This window comes from Stenotrophomonas sp. SMYL41, from assembly GCF_036319965.1.
Classification (GTDB): domain Bacteria; phylum Pseudomonadota; class Gammaproteobacteria; order Xanthomonadales; family Xanthomonadaceae; genus Stenotrophomonas; species Stenotrophomonas maltophilia_R.
The window spans coordinates 315,518-331,609 of the sequence record NZ_JAWIRX010000004.1; the positions used below are offsets into that span (position 1 = coordinate 315,518).

Consider the following 16,092-nt stretch of genomic DNA (forward strand, 5'->3'; position numbering starts at 1 on the left):
TCCCTACCGGCGTGCTGCCTTGCTAGAACTCTTCCCAGCCACCGGCGTTGGCCGCCAGTGTCGGTTCAATGCGGTGTGAGAGCACAGCGGGCCGACGCACCGGGGTGACCGTCGCAGCCACCGCTGCCAATGCAGGGCGTACCACCGCCGCTGCCGTCGCCGCACCCGTGCGGAACACCGAAACCGCCTCGGCCAGCAGGTTGGCCTGCTCTTCCATCGAGCGTGCCGCCGCACTGGCCTCTTCCACCAGCGCCGCATTCTGCTGCGTGGTCTCGTCCATCTGCACCACCGCCTGGTTCACCTGCTCGATACCCGAGCTCTGCTCCTGCGATGCGGCGGAGATATCGGCCATGATGTCGGTCACGCGCTGCACCGACGCCACGATCTCACCCATCGTGGTGCCAGCCTGGCGGACCAGCGCCGAGCCGTCAGCGACCTTGCCGACCGAATCCTCGATCAGGCCCTTGATCTCCTTGGCCGCACCGGCCGAGCGCTGTGCCAGCGTGCGCACCTCACTGGCCACCACCGCAAAGCCCCTGCCCTGTTCACCGGCACGCGCGGCTTCCACCGCCGCGTTCAAGGCCAGGATGTTGGTCTGGAAGGCGATGCCGTCGATGACGCTGATGATCTCGGCGATCTTCTTCGACGAGGCTTCGATGGCCGACATGGTGGTGACAACCTGGCCGACCACCTCGCCGCCCTGCGAAGCAACACCATGTGCGCCGATGGCGAGCTGGTTGGCCTGGCGGGCATGCTCGGCATTCTGTTTCACGGTGGAGGTCAGTTCCTCCATCGATGCCGCGGTCTCTTCCAGGTTCGCCGCCTGCTGCTCGGTGCGCCGCGACAGATCGGTGTTGCCCGAGGCGATCTCGCCTGCCGCCAGGTTGATGCTGGATGCGCTGGACTGGATGCGGCCGACAATCTGCTTGAGCTGATCGACAGTGGCGTTGCAGTCATCGCGCATGCGGGCGAACACACCGTGGAAGTCACCCTGCATGCGCACGGTCAGGTCTCCGCGCGAGATCGCCTGCAGCAGGGTCGACACCTGCACCAGGTTGTCGTCGGTGGTCTGCATCAGGCGATTGAGCCCGGCCACCATGTCGCGGAAATCATAGGCGAAGCGGTCTTCGTCGCCGCGCAGGCTGAAGTCCCCCGCCGCCGCTGCCGTCGCCAGCCGGCGGATCTCACCATTGATCGCCGACAGGCTGGTCTTGGTCTCGTCCATTGCCTGGGTGATCGCCGCCTTCTCGCCCGGTAGCGGATCCATGTCCACTGACAGATCACCGCGGGCGTAATGCTTCATCACCTCGATCAGCCGGTTCTGCACCTGCACGTGCGAACCGACCAGCGCATTGGTCTCATGCACCATGCGCCCGTAGTCGCCGGGGAAGGCACTCTCGTCCATGCGGTAGCTGAGACTGCCCGCATCGTGCTGGCGTGCCAACTCGCCCTGCGCCGCCATCACCGACTGCAGCTGCGCCTGCATGCGCTGCATCGACCTGAGCAGCTGCGTCACCTCATCGTTGCCGGACGCGTCGATGCTGTTGTCCAAGCGACCGTTGGCGATGCCATCGGCCAGCTTCACCGCCCCTTCCAGCGGACGAGTCAGGCTGCGGGTGATCGCCCACGCGGCCAGTGCGCCGAGAATCAGGCTGAGCACACCGAAGGCGATGGACAGGGTTCCCGTCCATGCTTCCGTGGCGCGGTATTCCTCACGGCTGCGTTCGGTCAGGGTTTCCTGGTGCCGCAGCAGGGTCGAGATCGCCTCGTTCCATGCGGTTGCCAGCCCATGCTCGGCGAGCAGTTCCTTGGCCGCGCCGTCGAAATCACCCGCCTTCATGCGCTCGTGCAGATGCTGGGTCGAGGCGTCGGTCGCCTTGCGTGCCGCGTCGATTTTCGCCACCAAGGCATCGCCGGTGGCATCGCGCGGAATCTTGATGTACTTGGCCCAGATGCCGTCGTAGGTCTGCGACAGCTCCTGCGCCTTCTGATAATCCTTGTCGAATTCTTCGCCGCGCTTGATCACCATCAGCCGGCGGTGCATCAACACCGCGTTGTTGGTATCCAGCATGTCGTTCAACAGCCGCATCTTGACCATGTTCACGCCCACCACTTTCTCGAACTGGGCGGACTTCAGATGGTTTCCGTACAGCACCAGGCCGACGATGGCCAGGATGAACAGCAGCAGCAGACCGAACCCGGCACCCAGCCGGGATCCCACTCGGAGGTTGCGTAAGGCGAGCATCTCAATTCCCTTGATCATGGCCGTACGATCGATGGCGGCGCAGGCAGGGGAAACTTTATGGGCCGATATTATTATATCGATCCAAAACTCTGGAACTGTGCAGACAGGTGTGAAATCAGACGACTCACGAAGGCGTTATATCCATAAGGTATATCGCCACGGGTAGCCGGAATGGGATCAGACCGGGGCCTGCCGCCCCGCTATCCGGCATTACGGCGCAGCAGGCCCCGGGAAGACCAGATCCTTCCCGAGCCTTGCCGCATAGACGCTCTCGAACTGGAACGAGAGCACAAACCGGTGCCCGCACGTCGCAGCGTAGCGCTTTGTGAAGCGGCAGATTTCCTCCCAGGCGCTTTCAAACCCGCTCGCGCGGAAATGAAACGAGCCGAGCAGGCCCACCTGCCACTCGGCTTCAATCCCTTCCGCTACGAGCGCCTCCAGCGGGTCGACGATGCCGAACCCGAAGCCGGTGTTGGACACTGGAAGATTCCCATGCAGACCGTCAGTACCGTCGGAGTACTCGGCCTGGATCGAATCCAGGGCATGCAGCACGGCATCCAGGTCGGCGCCGGCTTCGGCTTCGAGAAACAGCGAAATGCTCATTATCGAACCATCATTCTGAAGCCGACAGTTTCATGACTCGGCATGGCCGCTTTCGTCTTCCGCTTCATTTCTGTCCTGAAGAATTCCTGATTCATATGGACTGCCCCTGCCCCCCTCACCCATGGGAGCTCGCAATAATCCGACTACCGCTTCAGATCAGTGTAGGTAGCGCTCATATCCTTTATGCCCTGCTCGCTGTTCCCCATGGACGTTCTCACCGCGTCCAACCAGTCCTCCCACGCGCCTGGATCCATGGGACTTCGATCCTCCTTAAGACTCCAGCCAAGTGAACCCAGCAGCCCCCCGATCTCATCGCTGGGGCCACGGGAATAGTCGATCTGGAGGAAGTAGAACATCGCCATATAGGCTTCCTCGATCGTCAAGAGCTGTTCTTTCACCAATAATCTCCCTGCATGACCCCATTTCCGAAACCATCCTCGCCGGATGTCAGCGATCACAATCCAATGAGGGTATGCCGGTTGAAGAACCGCATCTTCCCCTCGATCGTGAAGTCCGTGCGCCTGATTTCGACCAGCATCATCTCGCGTTGGACGTCGTTCAACGTGCAGGGCTCCAGAACGGTGGCCTCCAGCACGCGCCCCGGGGGCGCCAGACGCAGCTCGACAATGCAGGCATTGCCCTCGGTTGGAACGCCCGCTGGCCACGCCGTCATTGCGATCGCACGCATTTGCTCCTGGTACACCACCCGCTCCGCTTCCTCTATCTGCGGGTCCGGCAGATACGGCGGGTTCGCCGCCACGTGCACAGCGGACTGCGTGGGCGTTGGCTCTGATATCGAACCAACGATCAGTTTGATAAGGGTGTTCTGTGAGGCCGTTACCGCCAAGGCGATCACCAGAGCGGTGTAGCTGACGCCGCCAGCCTTCTGCAGTTCAAGGTGCCGACGATGTGCCCCGCGATGCTCGGCATCAACCTTGCGGACAATCCTTCGACAGTGCGCCAGGTACAGCGGATTCGCCAGGATTCCTGCAAGTACGCGAAACACCACGAAAGAGAGCAAGGACAACCATGGCAACCCCAGCAGCGCGAAGGTGGTCATCATCAACGGCGAAAGGATAAACCAGAGCGCTCCCCACGCATGCATGCGCCGGAAGAAGAACCAGAGTGACGAGAACAGGAATGCCGGCCAGTTCCATCGCCTTGGCGCCCTGCCGCATGCTTCGTACAGCCTCCAGTAGTGGAGATAGGTGGAGAACCTGTCGCCTACCACGATCGCCAGTGCGTCCTTCTCGCTCAGCCCATCGGAGGCTGTATCTGTGCGCTGTACTGCTTCACCGTCGGCGCCACCGAAGGTGGGTTCAATCCTTACTCTCATTATCTTCCATCCAAACTCACCACGAAATCACTCAAGTCCGATTCCCACGTAGCATCCCGGCCATTGAGATACGCCTGCCTGCATTCAAAGGCGATGCAGCGATGATTTGATCACTGCGGTTCGACAGAAATCCAACACACCAGTCAAACAGAAGGCCTCACCCGATGAAGCAGACGCTCAAATCAGGTCCAGACGTCTCCCTCAGGCGCGATCCAAACCAATCCAAACGGAGCATCTGTAAGAAACCAAAGTCCGTCCTCATCGAGATCTTCCTGATCTCTTGTGCTAGGCCACGCACGGCGCAGAACACCCAATTGCGCATCGATATCGCCATCGGCAAAGACGCCGTCCGAGGCAAGTTTCAGCTTCCCTTCCTCCATCAGCATCCTAAGCATAGAAAAGAACTCTTCCGTCTGCCGCTCAAACGCCCCCTCAAACTCCATATTCATATTTCTCCACAGAACCCCCATGGAGCATCCATAAGAGTAATGAAGAACATTCCTGATCGTGTCAGAAATCATTTGAACTCGACGCCCACAATTCTATACATCCAGCGCGCAATTTACTCCAATGGTATCGGCATTGATACCCAGCTCTGCCACCGACGTCCGTTTACCTCCGATGGCGGCATTGCTCTCGGTCAACGTGGCAAGAGGGTAGAGCCGCTGTCGCCAGTTCAATCAAGAAGAAATCGATATAAGAGAACCTTCACGCCACGCCACTCCCGACATAGAAAACAATCTATCAATCTCCTCAAAAAATCCCGACGCGAACACGGGCCCTTCTGCAGAAATCAAACATCTTGAAACCATGCTGGAGGATACCGAGGAGCCAACCATATAGGAATCAAGCCAATACTTCTCCCCATCTTCGGAAAGCGCAAACGGATCGAACTGCGACAGTCGAGCACAAAACTCCTCATCACTAGCCAACCCAAGCTCATCAAGAATGTTCGGGACTGAGAACATCCACACCCCTGAAACAAGACACCTGAGTATCAAATCAACCGCAAACTGCCATTTCGCATCGTTACTAACCGCCCCCACTCCCAAAAGCGCGTGCGGCGAGCACTCATCCAAACTGAGCAAATACACGTACCACTCAGTCGCCTCGACAATATCAATCAATTCATGCGAATTCATGGCACCCCACTTCTCACAGGGAACTTCAATTTCAAAATCTGATCCTTAGCCTTATTGGCATTCAAAGAACTCACTCGCGCACTATTTATCTCGACAGTCGCGGTAGTAGCGGAATCTGATTCCAAATATGAAGTTGAGGAAGACAATCGGCCACGCGATCAGGCACGCCGACCAGATGGACAGATACACGCACTTCAACACGTCAATATGCCACGCATTTGTCCACTTCCCATGTGCTGACGTGATTGCCTCAACGGCCCCTCTGCCAGAAGGCACTCTCGAACCGCGATCTACAGGAACTTCTGAAGGTCATGCTCAGAAGTCGTCCTCAAGCCTGGAGACATCCCCGCCTGCATCCTTGAATCGACGGACAGCCTCTTCACCCTCAGCCTCATACTCGAACTCGAACGCCGCTGGAGGTCGATCCTTCTTTCGCGGGCTGACTGCTCGGAAGGAAGAGTACATATCCAGGACACTGATAATCTGCGCCTGCTTCAACAATGCAACATTATTTTTATTCCATCTGGAAAAAATCAGGAACAGGTCCCCCACGCGCAAGACTGCATGCCCCTCCCCATAGTGAACGCACTCTCCGCCACTGGCAGCAGGTGCCGCAGTTTCGAATAATTTCCGAACGCGTCGCTCACTGCCTGTGCCAAGAAAACCGAAGTCACCATCCAACCATGCAGCAATCTCCCCGACCCCATCCCCCTGACCATACAAGACAGGCTCTGAATCACCAATTCTCTCATCTGACGAGACAACATACTCATCACCATTCCAATAAGGAAACAAAATTGCACCCATAACCATTCTATTTAGCCCCATAAACCGGATATGCCGTGGCTGCTCCGCCATCCGGGCGTGTGTAGTAGCCTTCAATCTTAACACCACTGGAAGAAGTGCCCTCCCAATATGGCTGACCATTCCTGTACTTCGTTGACGATTTCGCAAATGCGCTTTCGATCTCCATCTCCACCCTGCGCCGGGTCCACTCTCTCGGGAAAAATGTTGTCTCGGCCCTCTTGGCCACCCACTTACCAGTTGCGGGATCACGAATTTCGACCATCCCCCGCGTGATGCCCTTTCGATCCGGCCCCATGGTCACTTCAACAACCCTTACATTATCTGATCGCAGATAATGACCACCAACACCATCACCACGCGCATTCAAGTTCCCGTCTAGAATGTGTTCATAATCTACCGGCGCAGTTCTGCCTGCCGTCCCCCTTTGCTGTTCGATCAGTTCGGCGGGCGTTTTTGACGCCTCTACTTCATTGAGATAGTCGTTCTTGGGGCGTCTTTCACCCATATCCACAGGCGATTTCGGTTTTCCAGCACCAGATGCGGCCTCACGCTCCAGCGCCGCCAGCGTCCTCGCCTTGGCCGCAGCGCGGATTGCAGTGATGTCACCCAGGCTGACCACGGCCAATGCTGCATCAAGTCCCATATCGCCCTTGGTGAAACCGTTGCCCGCAACATCCGCAAGGTTCCACTTCTGGTTCAGACCGAGCTCGTAGGTCGCCGCATCCCAGCCATTTCCGAAGTAGCCAGTGATGGATGACCAGGCGCCGATACCCTTCTCCTTGACGAGGCCCCACCCACCTATTTCCAGCGCACGATCATAGTCATGCTTGGCTTGCTTGAAACTCTCCACAGTGGCATAGATCTGGTTCATCTTGGCCACGTCCATCACCATGCCGCCCGCGTTGGTCGTAACGCCCGCAGCAGCCCCAGCCTTGTCAAACAACAGATTGATGGCGAAATTGGTCATCGCCTCCTGCATTCGTCCATCCAGGACCAGTGCACCCGCAGTGAACGGATCGCATCGCCCGGCGGCGGCGCAGGTGATCTTGTACTTAGCATCGATCGAAGAAGTATGAGTGAGCAGATCCGACGCGATCTTGCCCCCATTCCCCTTCGTCAGGGCCGCCTCAGCCAGGGCAAGCCCGTTGTCCTTGATCCATTGGGTATAGACGGATTCACCCTGTGCGAGCGTCCAGTACGCGTCTCCCAGTTTGGACTTCTCCGCCTGGCACGCTGACGAGTTCGCCGCTCCCGTGCACGCGGCAATCAAGGCCGAATTCCTCGCGTCGGACAACGCAGCGAGTTCTTCCTTCTCGCCGCAGCGTTCACCGCTCTTCGTGCAGCTCAGCATGGCGTCCAGGAACTGCATGCGCTCTGCATGATTCAGGTAGTTGTTCTCGACGGAGTTCTTGGCAATGGTGGCTCCCAAAGCCGCCCCCATCGCGCCATCCCCACCGATTCCACCAGCCATCGCTCCAACGGCCTGCCCCAGTACTTTGATCTTCTGTTCCTGCTCGGGACTCAGCTGCCCTCCATTCTGGCGCGCGTAGTAGTCGCCCAGGACCTTCGCCGCCAACTCACCACCACCAGCCGCCAACGCCCCGCTCCCCGCCTTGCCACCATTGGCCTCAGCCAGCAGCGCGCCCAGCAGCGCGTGCGACAGCATCTGCATGGCCTCGCTAGGCACAGCACTCTGCTTGTTCGGATCAAACGTCTTGCCGATCAGTTCAGCCGCATACGGCGCCAGCGCGCTGGAACCCAGCTGACCCAGCCCCTGCCCTTCAACACCACCGACCAACGCGCTGGTCACTGCGCCGAGCGCGCGACCATAGACACCATCAGGGGCCCACTTCTGCTGGGTCACCAGTGCATCGGGGTAGGATGCATCGAACGCGACGAGGCGCTTGAACTGCTCGTCCGAAGGAAGCGCATCGAACGCCCGTCTCTCTTCGGGACTCATCGGCTCCCGATATTTATCCGTGATCTTCTTCGCATCTGCACTGCCAATATCCCAGGCAATCTGCTGGCTGGTGGCCATCACCGTCCCCGCCGCAGCCGCCATCGCCTGCTGGTCCGCCAGCAGCTTGCTCGCATCCGGCAATGCCTCCAGCGCACGATGCGCTCCACTGGCGTCGGTATTGATGCCCAGCTCAGCCGCCGACGTCTGCTTGCCACCGATGGTGATGTTGCCTTCGGTCAGCGTCGCAAACGTTGAACTGCCGTCGCTGCCGTTCTCCGTCATCGACATGCCTGGGCCACCGCGCGGAGCGGTTGTGCCTTCTTTCGCGTCCCAGCCGTTCATCGTGCCGCCCGCACCACCGCTGATGCTGCCGGAGCTGGCCGAGTAGTCCATCTGGTTCTACAGGTCGCTGAAGGTCAGCGTCTGTGCAGTCAGTTCACTGTTGGCCGCGTTGGTGCTGGAAATCGCGCCGCCAATCAGGTTCACGTGTCCCGCATCCACGTGATAGCCACCGTTGCCGGCAAACAAGCCACTCTGCTGGCCCACGCCCTGGTAGCTGCCCTCGGCCTTGCCTGCACTGACATAGCCATCGGCGTTCCACGCGTTGCCGAAGGCCACCTGCACGCGCCCACCCACCTGGCTGTTCCTGGACATGCTCTCGGCAATGTCCTGCAGCGATTCGATGGTCAGCGTGCCGCCGGTCTTGACGTCGATGCGGTCGGCCGTGGCGGTCGCGCCGCGCAACGTGGTGTCACCCTCGGCCTTCAGCGAGATGTTCTGGCCGGTCAGCGTGGTGTTCTGCCAGGTATTGCTGTCCGAGTTCGCCTTGCTGCTGCCCACGCTGGCTTCGGCATACACATACACGCCCGTCTGCGCGCCCACGACAACGCCAACGCCCACTTCGGCGCCGGCATTGCTGCTCTTGCTGCGGTCTGCCACGTGCGCCTTGCCCGCTGCCAGCAGGATGTCCCCGGCCGAATCCAGGCTGAGCGTGTTGCCCGCGCTCAGGTTGCCCTGCACTACGTGGATGTCGTCCGTCGTGCTGGTCAGGTTGACGTTGCCGCCACCCTGGGATGCTCTGGCCGGTCAGCGTGGTGTTCTGCCAGACATTACTGTCTCTTGCTGCTGCCTGCGCCGGCCTCGGCACATAAATACATACCGGTCCGCGCAGCCACTTCAACCCGACCCAAATAATCCACAGACTATGTCCATAGAAAATTTTAACCACTCAACAAGCAAGCATAGCGACCAGCTTTTCAAATATTCGACGACGCCACCCTATTTAGCCGACATCATTTATCCTCGGCGGATCGAATAACACGACTTCACCGCCTTCGGCTTCATAAGCAAACTCGAATTTACCATCAGGCCGAACCACTATGAAACGCCCTGACGCAACATCAATCTCACTAATATAGTCACCTATAAGAATAGGTGAACCCAGATCGACCGAGAGCCCTACCGCCAATTCACCTAGCGCTTCACCATAGAACTCCGCATCGCTATAAACATTAGCAAATGTCGGAAACCCCCCGTTCACGTACTCAATAGAAACCCCTGCAAAGGCAGAGGAATCCGACCTCCCCCAATAATCATCTTCAGTAAGAATCGACGACGCATCCAAGCCCAACCTAGCTGCAAGAATTGGCTTCAACTCCAAAAATTCAACAACTCGACCCACAGAAAATTCAAAACCTTCCACCCTGCCCCTCATTTACCAAGATCTCGCGACCTATATAGCTCATTCAGTTTCGAACGAGATTCCGAACTAACACCATTGTTAGCAACTGAGATCATACCATCCAACGCCTTCTCAATAGATGAAGACATACCATTCTGACGGACCATATCTCTATAGAGACGGAACTCTGCCTGCGAGAGTTGAACGATACCTGGCCCCGACCGTGGGAACATGGTGGCACTCCCTGGATGCGCACCCCATACTCGACCAGAAGACACGGCAACATTACCGTCAGGCAGCAGAATCCCTTGGCCTGAATTTATCTCCCTGATGTCACCATCAATGTCATACCCCCCCCATCAACACTGATTTTAGAGTATTCCTGTTCCCGCCACCAAATCTTGTGCCCGCTCCAATTGTTTCCACGCCGTGCGCATCACTGACGCGAACTGGACCTGGCGGAATGAAATTCTTCGTACTACTTCCGCCCGAATCCCCGCCTTGATTTTTGGGCTGCTCTACAGACAATGCGTTGGTCGCAGGCGCCTCACTTACACGCGTTCTCGAAGGAGATCGTGTCACGCCAAGTCCGCCTGTCTGCGGCAGTAATCCCGTCTTACCTGAGATAGCTATCCCAGCGATATTTGCGATACCCCCCATCGTTAACGTCAACGCACGACGGTTGTCCTCGCTCATGTCTCCCACGGTCGCAGCCACGAAGGCGATACTGGCCATAGCACTCGACGTCTGTGCATCTTGGATTGCGAAGTAATTCCGCAACTGCATTGACGACGGGAGCAAGTCCTCGGTGCGACTGGGCTCCAGGCCCGACTTGCGCAGAGCGTTCTCGAACAGCCGTTCATTCGCGCCCTTCTTGCGGTAGAAAATATCCTCAACCCACGAGTAATTGGCATCCTTGTACGCTTTCTGGTCGTCCCCCAGACCAGCATATGGACGCTCGTACACCTGCGACGGGTTGACTCCCTGCAATTCGCCCGGGCGTAGCGTTCCAGCGCGCTCCTGGAACTGCTTTTGCAGCTCAGGCAGATCAAGAGGACCGTTCTGGGACTCATATCGGCTGATGTAGGTCGCGAGGTCAGCCGCTTGAACCTCACTCAGGTTCTCGCCTGCCAACGCCTTCCGTAGCAGCCCTGCACTCATCTGATCCCCTGCATCCAGCAGTACAAGCTCCAGGGATTCCTGCTTGTCCAACCCACCTTGCCGCTTGGCCTTCTCGCGCAGGTGAATCATTCGCGCGTGATCGTTCTGCCCCAGGAAGTTGTTCTCGGCCGAATTCTATTCCCGCATTCAACGCTATCCCGGCCAGATCCTGCCCCGACAATCCGCCGGCCAACGCACCCACCGCCTGCGACAGCGCCAGGATCGTCTCCTTTTCCTGAGGGCTCAGCTTCGACGCATTGCCCCCATATAGCGTGTCGGTCAGGAACTTGGCTGCCACCTCACCACCTACCGCGGCCGCCGCACCTGCCCCTGCGCCGGCACCATTGACCTCGGCCAACACCGCGCCCAAGAGCGCATGCGACAGCAACTGCATGGTTGCGTTGGGGTCCTTGCCATGGTTCGGATCAAATGTGCTACCAATGAAGAAGGCTGCATAAGGTGCAAGCGCATTGGACGCAAGCTGGCCGACAGCCTGTCCGCCTGCACTTCCCACTAATGCGGTAGTCACGGCATCCAGTGCCCGGCTGTAGTCACCACCACTGCCCCACTTCTTCGCATCCTTGTAGGCCTGGCTGTTATCACTCAGCCGCTTGTCTCTCGCTTTGGCATCAAGTTTGTCGAACGCAACCTGCTCTTCGGGCGAAAGGCTGTCGTAATAGTCCTGCGTGGCCTTGTTGCTCTGATGGGTCTGGATGTCATTGGCAACCTGCCTGCTGGTAGCCACCACCGTCCCTATCGCTCCCGCCATCGCCTGCTGGTCCGCCAGCAGCTTGGTGGCATCAGGCATCGCCTCCAGCGCACGATGCGCTGCACTGGCATCGGTATTGATACCCAGCTCCGCCGCCGTGGTCTGCTTGCCACCGATGGTGATGTTGCCTTCGGTCAGCGTCGCAAGCGTTGAACTGCTGTCGCTGCCGTTCTCCGTCATCGACATGCCTGGGCCACCGCGCGGAGCAGTTGTGCCTTCTTTCGCGTCCCAGCCGTTCATCTCCCCGCCCGCACCACCACTGATGCTGCCGGAGCTGGCCGTGTAGTCCATGTGGTTCTGCAGGTCAGCGAACGTCAGCGAGCCCGCAGTCAGTCCACTGTTGCCCGCATGGGTGCTGGCAATCGCGCCGCCCACCAGGTTCACGTGGCCGGCACCGATGCAGTAGCCGCCATTGTCAGCGAACAAGCCGCTCTGCTGGCCAACGCCCTAGCTGCGGTTGGCCTTGACTGCACTGGCGAAGCCGTCTGCATTCTCGATAGTCCCGAATGACACCTGCGCGCATTAATCGAGGCAGCACGGCCTCAACACTATCGGCGCGAACATTCAGTTCAGTTTGGGCGGATTCAACAAGCCCGCGCAGACTGCAATCATCAACAGCGGCGTAGTTGCTCAAGAACCGCCTCCCGAGCGGGAAAACGTGAAATGTACTCACCATCAATCTCAGAAAGCTCATCACGCCACCGGAAAACTCTATTACCCGGCATAAAAACCGACACAAGATGGGCCAATAGAATCTCGTCAATCTCACCACCACCATCGTCCATCTCAATACTGAGCAACGCCTCCCCTACCCCTACCACCAATGAAAACCCCTGGGTCGCCAGGTACTCTGTGACTACCCCACCCCTCAATATTTCAATTCTGATCCACGGCTCATCCTCCGACTTCCGACTCCACTCAGCATTGACTTCCCACTTGTTTACCTTCAAATCAAGAAAACTACTTTCATTCAAACTTTCATGATCTTGAAAGTATGAAACCGGAACTTCACCCCAAGCCTGATAGACCAGGGAGTTTCTCTCAGGAAGCCCCTTTCCAACGACCAGCACAACCACGTATTTAGTTCCCATCACATATTTCCCGTTTCCTAAAGACGTCGCAGCCCCTTTTCGGCGTTCTTAACCAACTGATCCCTCGCTGATTGCGGCAACCGTTTGAATGCCTTGTCTATCTGCGGGGCTAGCGGCAATGAAAGGTCTGGACGGAAGTCTACGATTGAGTCTTTACCGCCGCCGGATTGTATTTGAAGCTTACCATTGGGCTCGATATCGACCCGTAACAACCTCTTTCGACCACCAATAACAGCCTCAACTGGCTGGCCAATGGTCTCACTCGCTTTGATTACACCCTTAGTTCCAGAAACGGCCGAGCCCATGCCGGGGCTTTTTATGCCCCAACTGCCCCGCAATGCTCCCAATCCCTTATCTGCCCCTCGTGACAGGATCGCAAGGTAAGCAGCCATCTCTTCGGTCTTCGTCATGACCGACGATTGATCGATAGCACCCTGCATGTAGATGTCAGGGTGAAGAGATGATACATAGCCCCGCATCAAGCTCATCGTCGAAGAGAGACCCTCCAAAGTTGCCTCGAGGTTTCGCCGACTCTTGTCCATGAACCATCGATCGAGACCTTTGTCCATGATCTCTCCGACGGCTGTCATACCCGAAGCGAGAGCGTCATTTTTAAGCTGACGATAAGCAAATGCTGCGTCCGCTCCCGGCGTGGGTCCAGCAACCCTGTCCTCAACCGCAACACCGTACTGTTCCCAGTATCGATCGACACGAATCGCCCACTCGTGCTTCCAGTCGTCCTCTGAAGTAGCTGGATAGGACCGCATACTCAGCTCAACAGCGGCACCGTGCGCAAGCAGCTCACGATCTCGCTCTGCGTTCAGCTCGTCATACGCATGTGTCACGGAGTCCTTACAGGCTTGGACATCTCCCCCTTACCACCACACGCGGCCCGCTCGGACTCCATGAGTGCGATTTCCTGCCTGCTCAACCAGTTGTTCTCAACCGAATTCTTGGCAATCCCCGCATTCAACGCGATCCCAGCCAGATCCTGCCCCGACAGCCCACCTGCCAGCGCTCCCACCGCTTGTGAAAGCGCCAGAAGCGCCTCCCTTTGCTGCGGGCTGAGATTCGCCGGGTTACCGCCGAACAACGTGTCCGTCAGGACTTTAGCCGCAAGCTCACCACCACCGGCCGCCAACGCCCCACTCCCCGCCGACCCACCATTGGCCTCAGCCAACAGCGCGCCCAGCGGTGCCGGACGACACCTGTACATACGGATCGCCCCCGTCCCCCCGCCCGATAGCAAAGCAATCGGGGCAAGCGCCCGCAGCTCGGAAACCAGAAGGCGAGTGCTGTTCATGGACAGATTGCCACCATGGACCATTGCCACCGTTCGACACCGCATTTAGCACGACGTCTCCGGTCCACCCGATACGTCGACGCGCGGCGGAAGCACAGATCAACAGACCATTTTCTGAGCAGCGTCGAGGCGGCAGACCAGTCAGAGGCAATGACACTCAAGAATCAGCCCAGAAAGAAATACTGAGGAAATACCTAGCACTAAGCGTCATCACCGAAATAGAACAGCACGCACTTCCCTCCATCTTTCCCAACCAAGCTTATCGGCCGAACGGTATCACCACCATCAACTGAAATCTCTACATACATACCTTGATCCTCAAAAGTCATAAGCTCCTCAATTAAATCCTTGATTGTCTTACCACGAACTACCCAAGAAGACCCACTCAAAGTTCACCCCCCTATCCTTTTCAAACTGGAATCAAACGTACCAAGCCGGGCATCTCGGCTACCTAGCGCCTTCACCGATTTCGCTGCCTTCCAAGCACCACCATTATGGCCATCCACATCCCTTGAAATAAATATCTTTCCATTAGTAAAGACAAGCTCACCATCGTGAGCAGTCTCCTTTACACGCCTAAAGCCCAAAGCCGTGGCAGCGGCAGTCGCCTCCTTATTCGTTGCATAGACTGGCCCAGACGTCGCTCGCGGCAGTGCTTCGGAACTGCCCGCCTTCGCCCCCTTCCCGAAGCCTCCGCTCCCTTCGATTATGGTAACAGCGCCATATTTTCGAAGCAGTACCTTCGCAAGTCCAAGCCCCAGCTCAGCTGACGATTCCTTCGAGAAGAGGCCGTACTGATCAATCGTCCTGTCAAGATTCCCGGTCCACTCCGCCAGTGCAGCTACAGTGTGTTCTTGGGGCAGGATATAGACCGGCTGGATCCCCCCGTTCTCAAATATCAGCTCACGATAGGCACGTCCATTCATGGAGTGGGCAAACGAAGAAAGCGCCTCGCTACTGCGGCCGAGATCATCGAACAGGCCAAGCTCTCCGGGCCACGAGCCATACTTGTAGGAGACGGCCGCATTGACAAACGCCTGACACGCGGGGCTCGCTGAGTTCGCAGTGCACACCGAGAGCAGCTCGTAATCCATTCTCTCCGACAATTGCTTGGCAACGTCGCGCACCGCCTTCTGGCATGACGTGTCGCCGCCGCACTCGTCGAGCTGCTGCTTCAGTACACGAGCCTGGTCCTCTGTAAGGAAGTTGTTCTCAACCGAATTCTTGGCAATCCCCGCATTCAACGTGATCCCAGCCAGATCCTGCCCCGACAGCCCACCGGCCAGCGCTCCCACCGCTTGTGAAAGCGCCAGAACCGCCTCCCTTTGCTGCGGGCTGAGATTCGCCGGGTTGCCGCCGAACAAACTGTCCGTCAGGACCTTGGCAGCCAACTCACCACCACCGGCCGCCAACGCCCCACTGCCCGCCGACCCACCATTGGCCTCTGCCAACAGCGCGCCCAGCAGCGCGTGCGACAGCATCTGCATGGCCTCGCTAGGCGCAGCACTCTGCTTGTTCGGGTCAAACGTCTTGCCGATCAGTTCAGCCGCATACGGCGCCAGCGCGTTGGAGCCCAGCTGACCCAGCCCCTGCCCTTCAACACCACCGACCAACGCGCTGGTCACCGCGCTCAGGGCACGGCCGTACTCACCGCCATCACCCCATTTCTTCGCATCGTTGTAGGCCTGGCTGTTTGCCGTCAGCACCTTATCGCGTTGCGCTGCGCTAAGTGCATTAAATGCTTTTTTATCGTCGGTTGACAGGCCATCGTAGTATGCCTGGGTTGCCTTCTTGCTCTGATAGGCTTGAACGTCCCAGGCAATCTGCTGGCTGGTGGCCATCACCGTCCCCGCCGCAGCCGCCATCGCCTGCTGGTCCGCCAGCAGCTTGCTCGCATCCGGCAATGCCTCCAGCGCACGATGCGCTCCACTGGCGTCGGTATTGATGCCCAGCTCAGCCGCCGACGTCTGCTTGCCACCGATGGTGATGTTGCC

Annotated in this window: 15 protein-coding genes and 1 pseudogene; all 16 read right to left on the minus strand. The window is 58.1% G+C overall.

Annotated features, from left to right (window positions below; translation table 11 throughout):
- Nucleotides 1-22: 22 nt before the first annotated feature.
- Nucleotides 23-2,245 (minus strand): methyl-accepting chemotaxis protein, encoded by a 2,223-nt coding sequence (locus V3B30_RS07300; protein WP_262084554.1) that lies wholly within the window; start codon nucleotides 2,243-2,245, stop codon nucleotides 23-25.
- A gap of 210 nt (nucleotides 2,246-2,455) precedes the next feature.
- A complete protein-coding gene (locus V3B30_RS07305) occupies nucleotides 2,456-2,848 on the minus strand; it encodes a hypothetical protein (protein WP_100471681.1) in 393 nt (130 codons plus the stop codon).
- A 143-nt stretch (nucleotides 2,849-2,991) separates the two neighbouring features.
- The gene (locus tag V3B30_RS07310; RefSeq protein ID WP_100475167.1) at nucleotides 2,992-3,246 is read right to left on the minus strand and encodes a hypothetical protein; all 255 of its coding nucleotides are present in this window, start codon (nucleotides 3,244-3,246) and stop codon (nucleotides 2,992-2,994) included.
- 56 nt (nucleotides 3,247-3,302) lie between these two features.
- On the minus strand, nucleotides 3,303-4,184 hold the full coding sequence (locus V3B30_RS07315) for a DUF2628 domain-containing protein (RefSeq protein ID WP_262084555.1): 882 nt from the start codon (nucleotides 4,182-4,184) through the stop codon (nucleotides 3,303-3,305).
- Nucleotides 4,185-4,366: 182 nt separating this feature from the next.
- Complete coding sequence (locus V3B30_RS07320; RefSeq protein WP_157804591.1) at nucleotides 4,367-4,633, minus strand: DUF596 domain-containing protein; 267 nt, start codon at nucleotides 4,631-4,633, stop codon at nucleotides 4,367-4,369.
- Between the two features lie 231 nt (nucleotides 4,634-4,864).
- On the minus strand, nucleotides 4,865-5,326 hold the full coding sequence (locus V3B30_RS07325; protein ID WP_262084556.1) for a hypothetical protein: 462 nt from the start codon (nucleotides 5,324-5,326) through the stop codon (nucleotides 4,865-4,867).
- A gap of 315 nt (nucleotides 5,327-5,641) precedes the next feature.
- A complete protein-coding gene (locus V3B30_RS07330; RefSeq protein ID WP_157804589.1) occupies nucleotides 5,642-6,133 on the minus strand; it encodes a hypothetical protein in 492 nt (163 codons plus the stop codon).
- A 7-nt stretch (nucleotides 6,134-6,140) separates the two neighbouring features.
- Nucleotides 6,141-8,486, minus strand: a complete 2,346-nt coding sequence (locus V3B30_RS07335) for an EndoU domain-containing protein (RefSeq protein WP_262084557.1) — start codon at nucleotides 8,484-8,486, stop codon at nucleotides 6,141-6,143.
- Nucleotides 8,487-8,492: 6 nt separating this feature from the next.
- Nucleotides 8,493-9,152 (minus strand): annotated as a pseudogene (locus tag V3B30_RS07340) (hemagglutinin repeat-containing protein); the annotation flags it as partial.
- A gap of 223 nt (nucleotides 9,153-9,375) precedes the next feature.
- Nucleotides 9,376-9,795 (minus strand): hypothetical protein, encoded by a 420-nt coding sequence (locus V3B30_RS07345; protein WP_262084558.1) that lies wholly within the window; start codon nucleotides 9,793-9,795, stop codon nucleotides 9,376-9,378.
- Nucleotides 9,796-10,119: 324 nt separating this feature from the next.
- Nucleotides 10,120-10,935, minus strand: a complete 816-nt coding sequence (locus tag V3B30_RS07350; RefSeq protein WP_262084559.1) for a hypothetical protein — start codon at nucleotides 10,933-10,935, stop codon at nucleotides 10,120-10,122.
- Entirely contained in the window at nucleotides 10,886-12,130 is a 1,245-nt protein-coding gene (locus V3B30_RS07355; RefSeq protein ID WP_262084560.1) for a VENN motif pre-toxin domain-containing protein, read from the minus strand. Before V3B30_RS07355 ends, V3B30_RS07350 begins: the two co-directional genes overlap by 50 nt.
- A 185-nt stretch (nucleotides 12,131-12,315) precedes the next feature.
- The gene (locus tag V3B30_RS07360) at nucleotides 12,316-12,795 is read right to left on the minus strand and encodes a hypothetical protein (RefSeq protein WP_262084561.1); all 480 of its coding nucleotides are present in this window, start codon (nucleotides 12,793-12,795) and stop codon (nucleotides 12,316-12,318) included.
- A gap of 17 nt (nucleotides 12,796-12,812) precedes the next feature.
- Nucleotides 12,813-13,640, minus strand: a complete 828-nt coding sequence (locus tag V3B30_RS07365; protein WP_262084562.1) for a hypothetical protein — start codon at nucleotides 13,638-13,640, stop codon at nucleotides 12,813-12,815.
- Nucleotides 13,637-14,098, minus strand: a complete 462-nt coding sequence (locus V3B30_RS07370) for a VENN motif pre-toxin domain-containing protein (RefSeq protein ID WP_262084563.1) — start codon at nucleotides 14,096-14,098, stop codon at nucleotides 13,637-13,639. Before V3B30_RS07370 ends, V3B30_RS07365 begins: the two co-directional genes overlap by 4 nt.
- 392 nt (nucleotides 14,099-14,490) lie before the next feature.
- A partial coding sequence (locus tag V3B30_RS07375) for a toxin C-terminal domain-containing protein (RefSeq protein WP_329809644.1) occupies nucleotides 14,491-16,092 on the minus strand: 1,602 nt, incomplete at its 5' end.

Coding starts and splice junctions, on each gene's coding strand:
- V3B30_RS07320 (WP_157804591.1), bottom strand. CDS start 4,633: ATGAATATGGAGTTTGAGGGGGCGTTTGAGCGGCAGACGGAAGAGTTC.
- V3B30_RS07300 (WP_262084554.1), bottom strand. CDS start 2,245: ATGCTCGCCTTACGCAACCTCCGAGTGGGATCCCGGCTGGGTGCCGGG.
- V3B30_RS07360 (WP_262084561.1), bottom strand. CDS start 12,795: ATGGGAACTAAATACGTGGTTGTGCTGGTCGTTGGAAAGGGGCTTCCT.
- V3B30_RS07350 (WP_262084559.1), bottom strand. CDS start 10,935: ATGAGTGCAGGGCTGCTACGGAAGGCGTTGGCAGGCGAGAACCTGAGT.
- V3B30_RS07325 (WP_262084556.1), bottom strand. CDS start 5,326: ATGAATTCGCATGAATTGATTGATATTGTCGAGGCGACTGAGTGGTAC.
- V3B30_RS07330 (WP_157804589.1), bottom strand. CDS start 6,133: ATGGGTGCAATTTTGTTTCCTTATTGGAATGGTGATGAGTATGTTGTC.
- V3B30_RS07335 (WP_262084557.1), bottom strand. CDS start 8,486: ATGGACTACTCGGCCAGCTCCGGCAGCATCAGCGGTGGTGCGGGCGGC.
- V3B30_RS07315 (WP_262084555.1), bottom strand. CDS start 4,184: ATGAGAGTAAGGATTGAACCCACCTTCGGTGGCGCCGACGGTGAAGCA.
- V3B30_RS07305 (WP_100471681.1), bottom strand. CDS start 2,848: ATGAGCATTTCGCTGTTTCTCGAAGCCGAAGCCGGCGCCGACCTGGAT.
- V3B30_RS07370 (WP_262084563.1), bottom strand. CDS start 14,098: ATGAACAGCACTCGCCTTCTGGTTTCCGAGCTGCGGGCGCTTGCCCCG.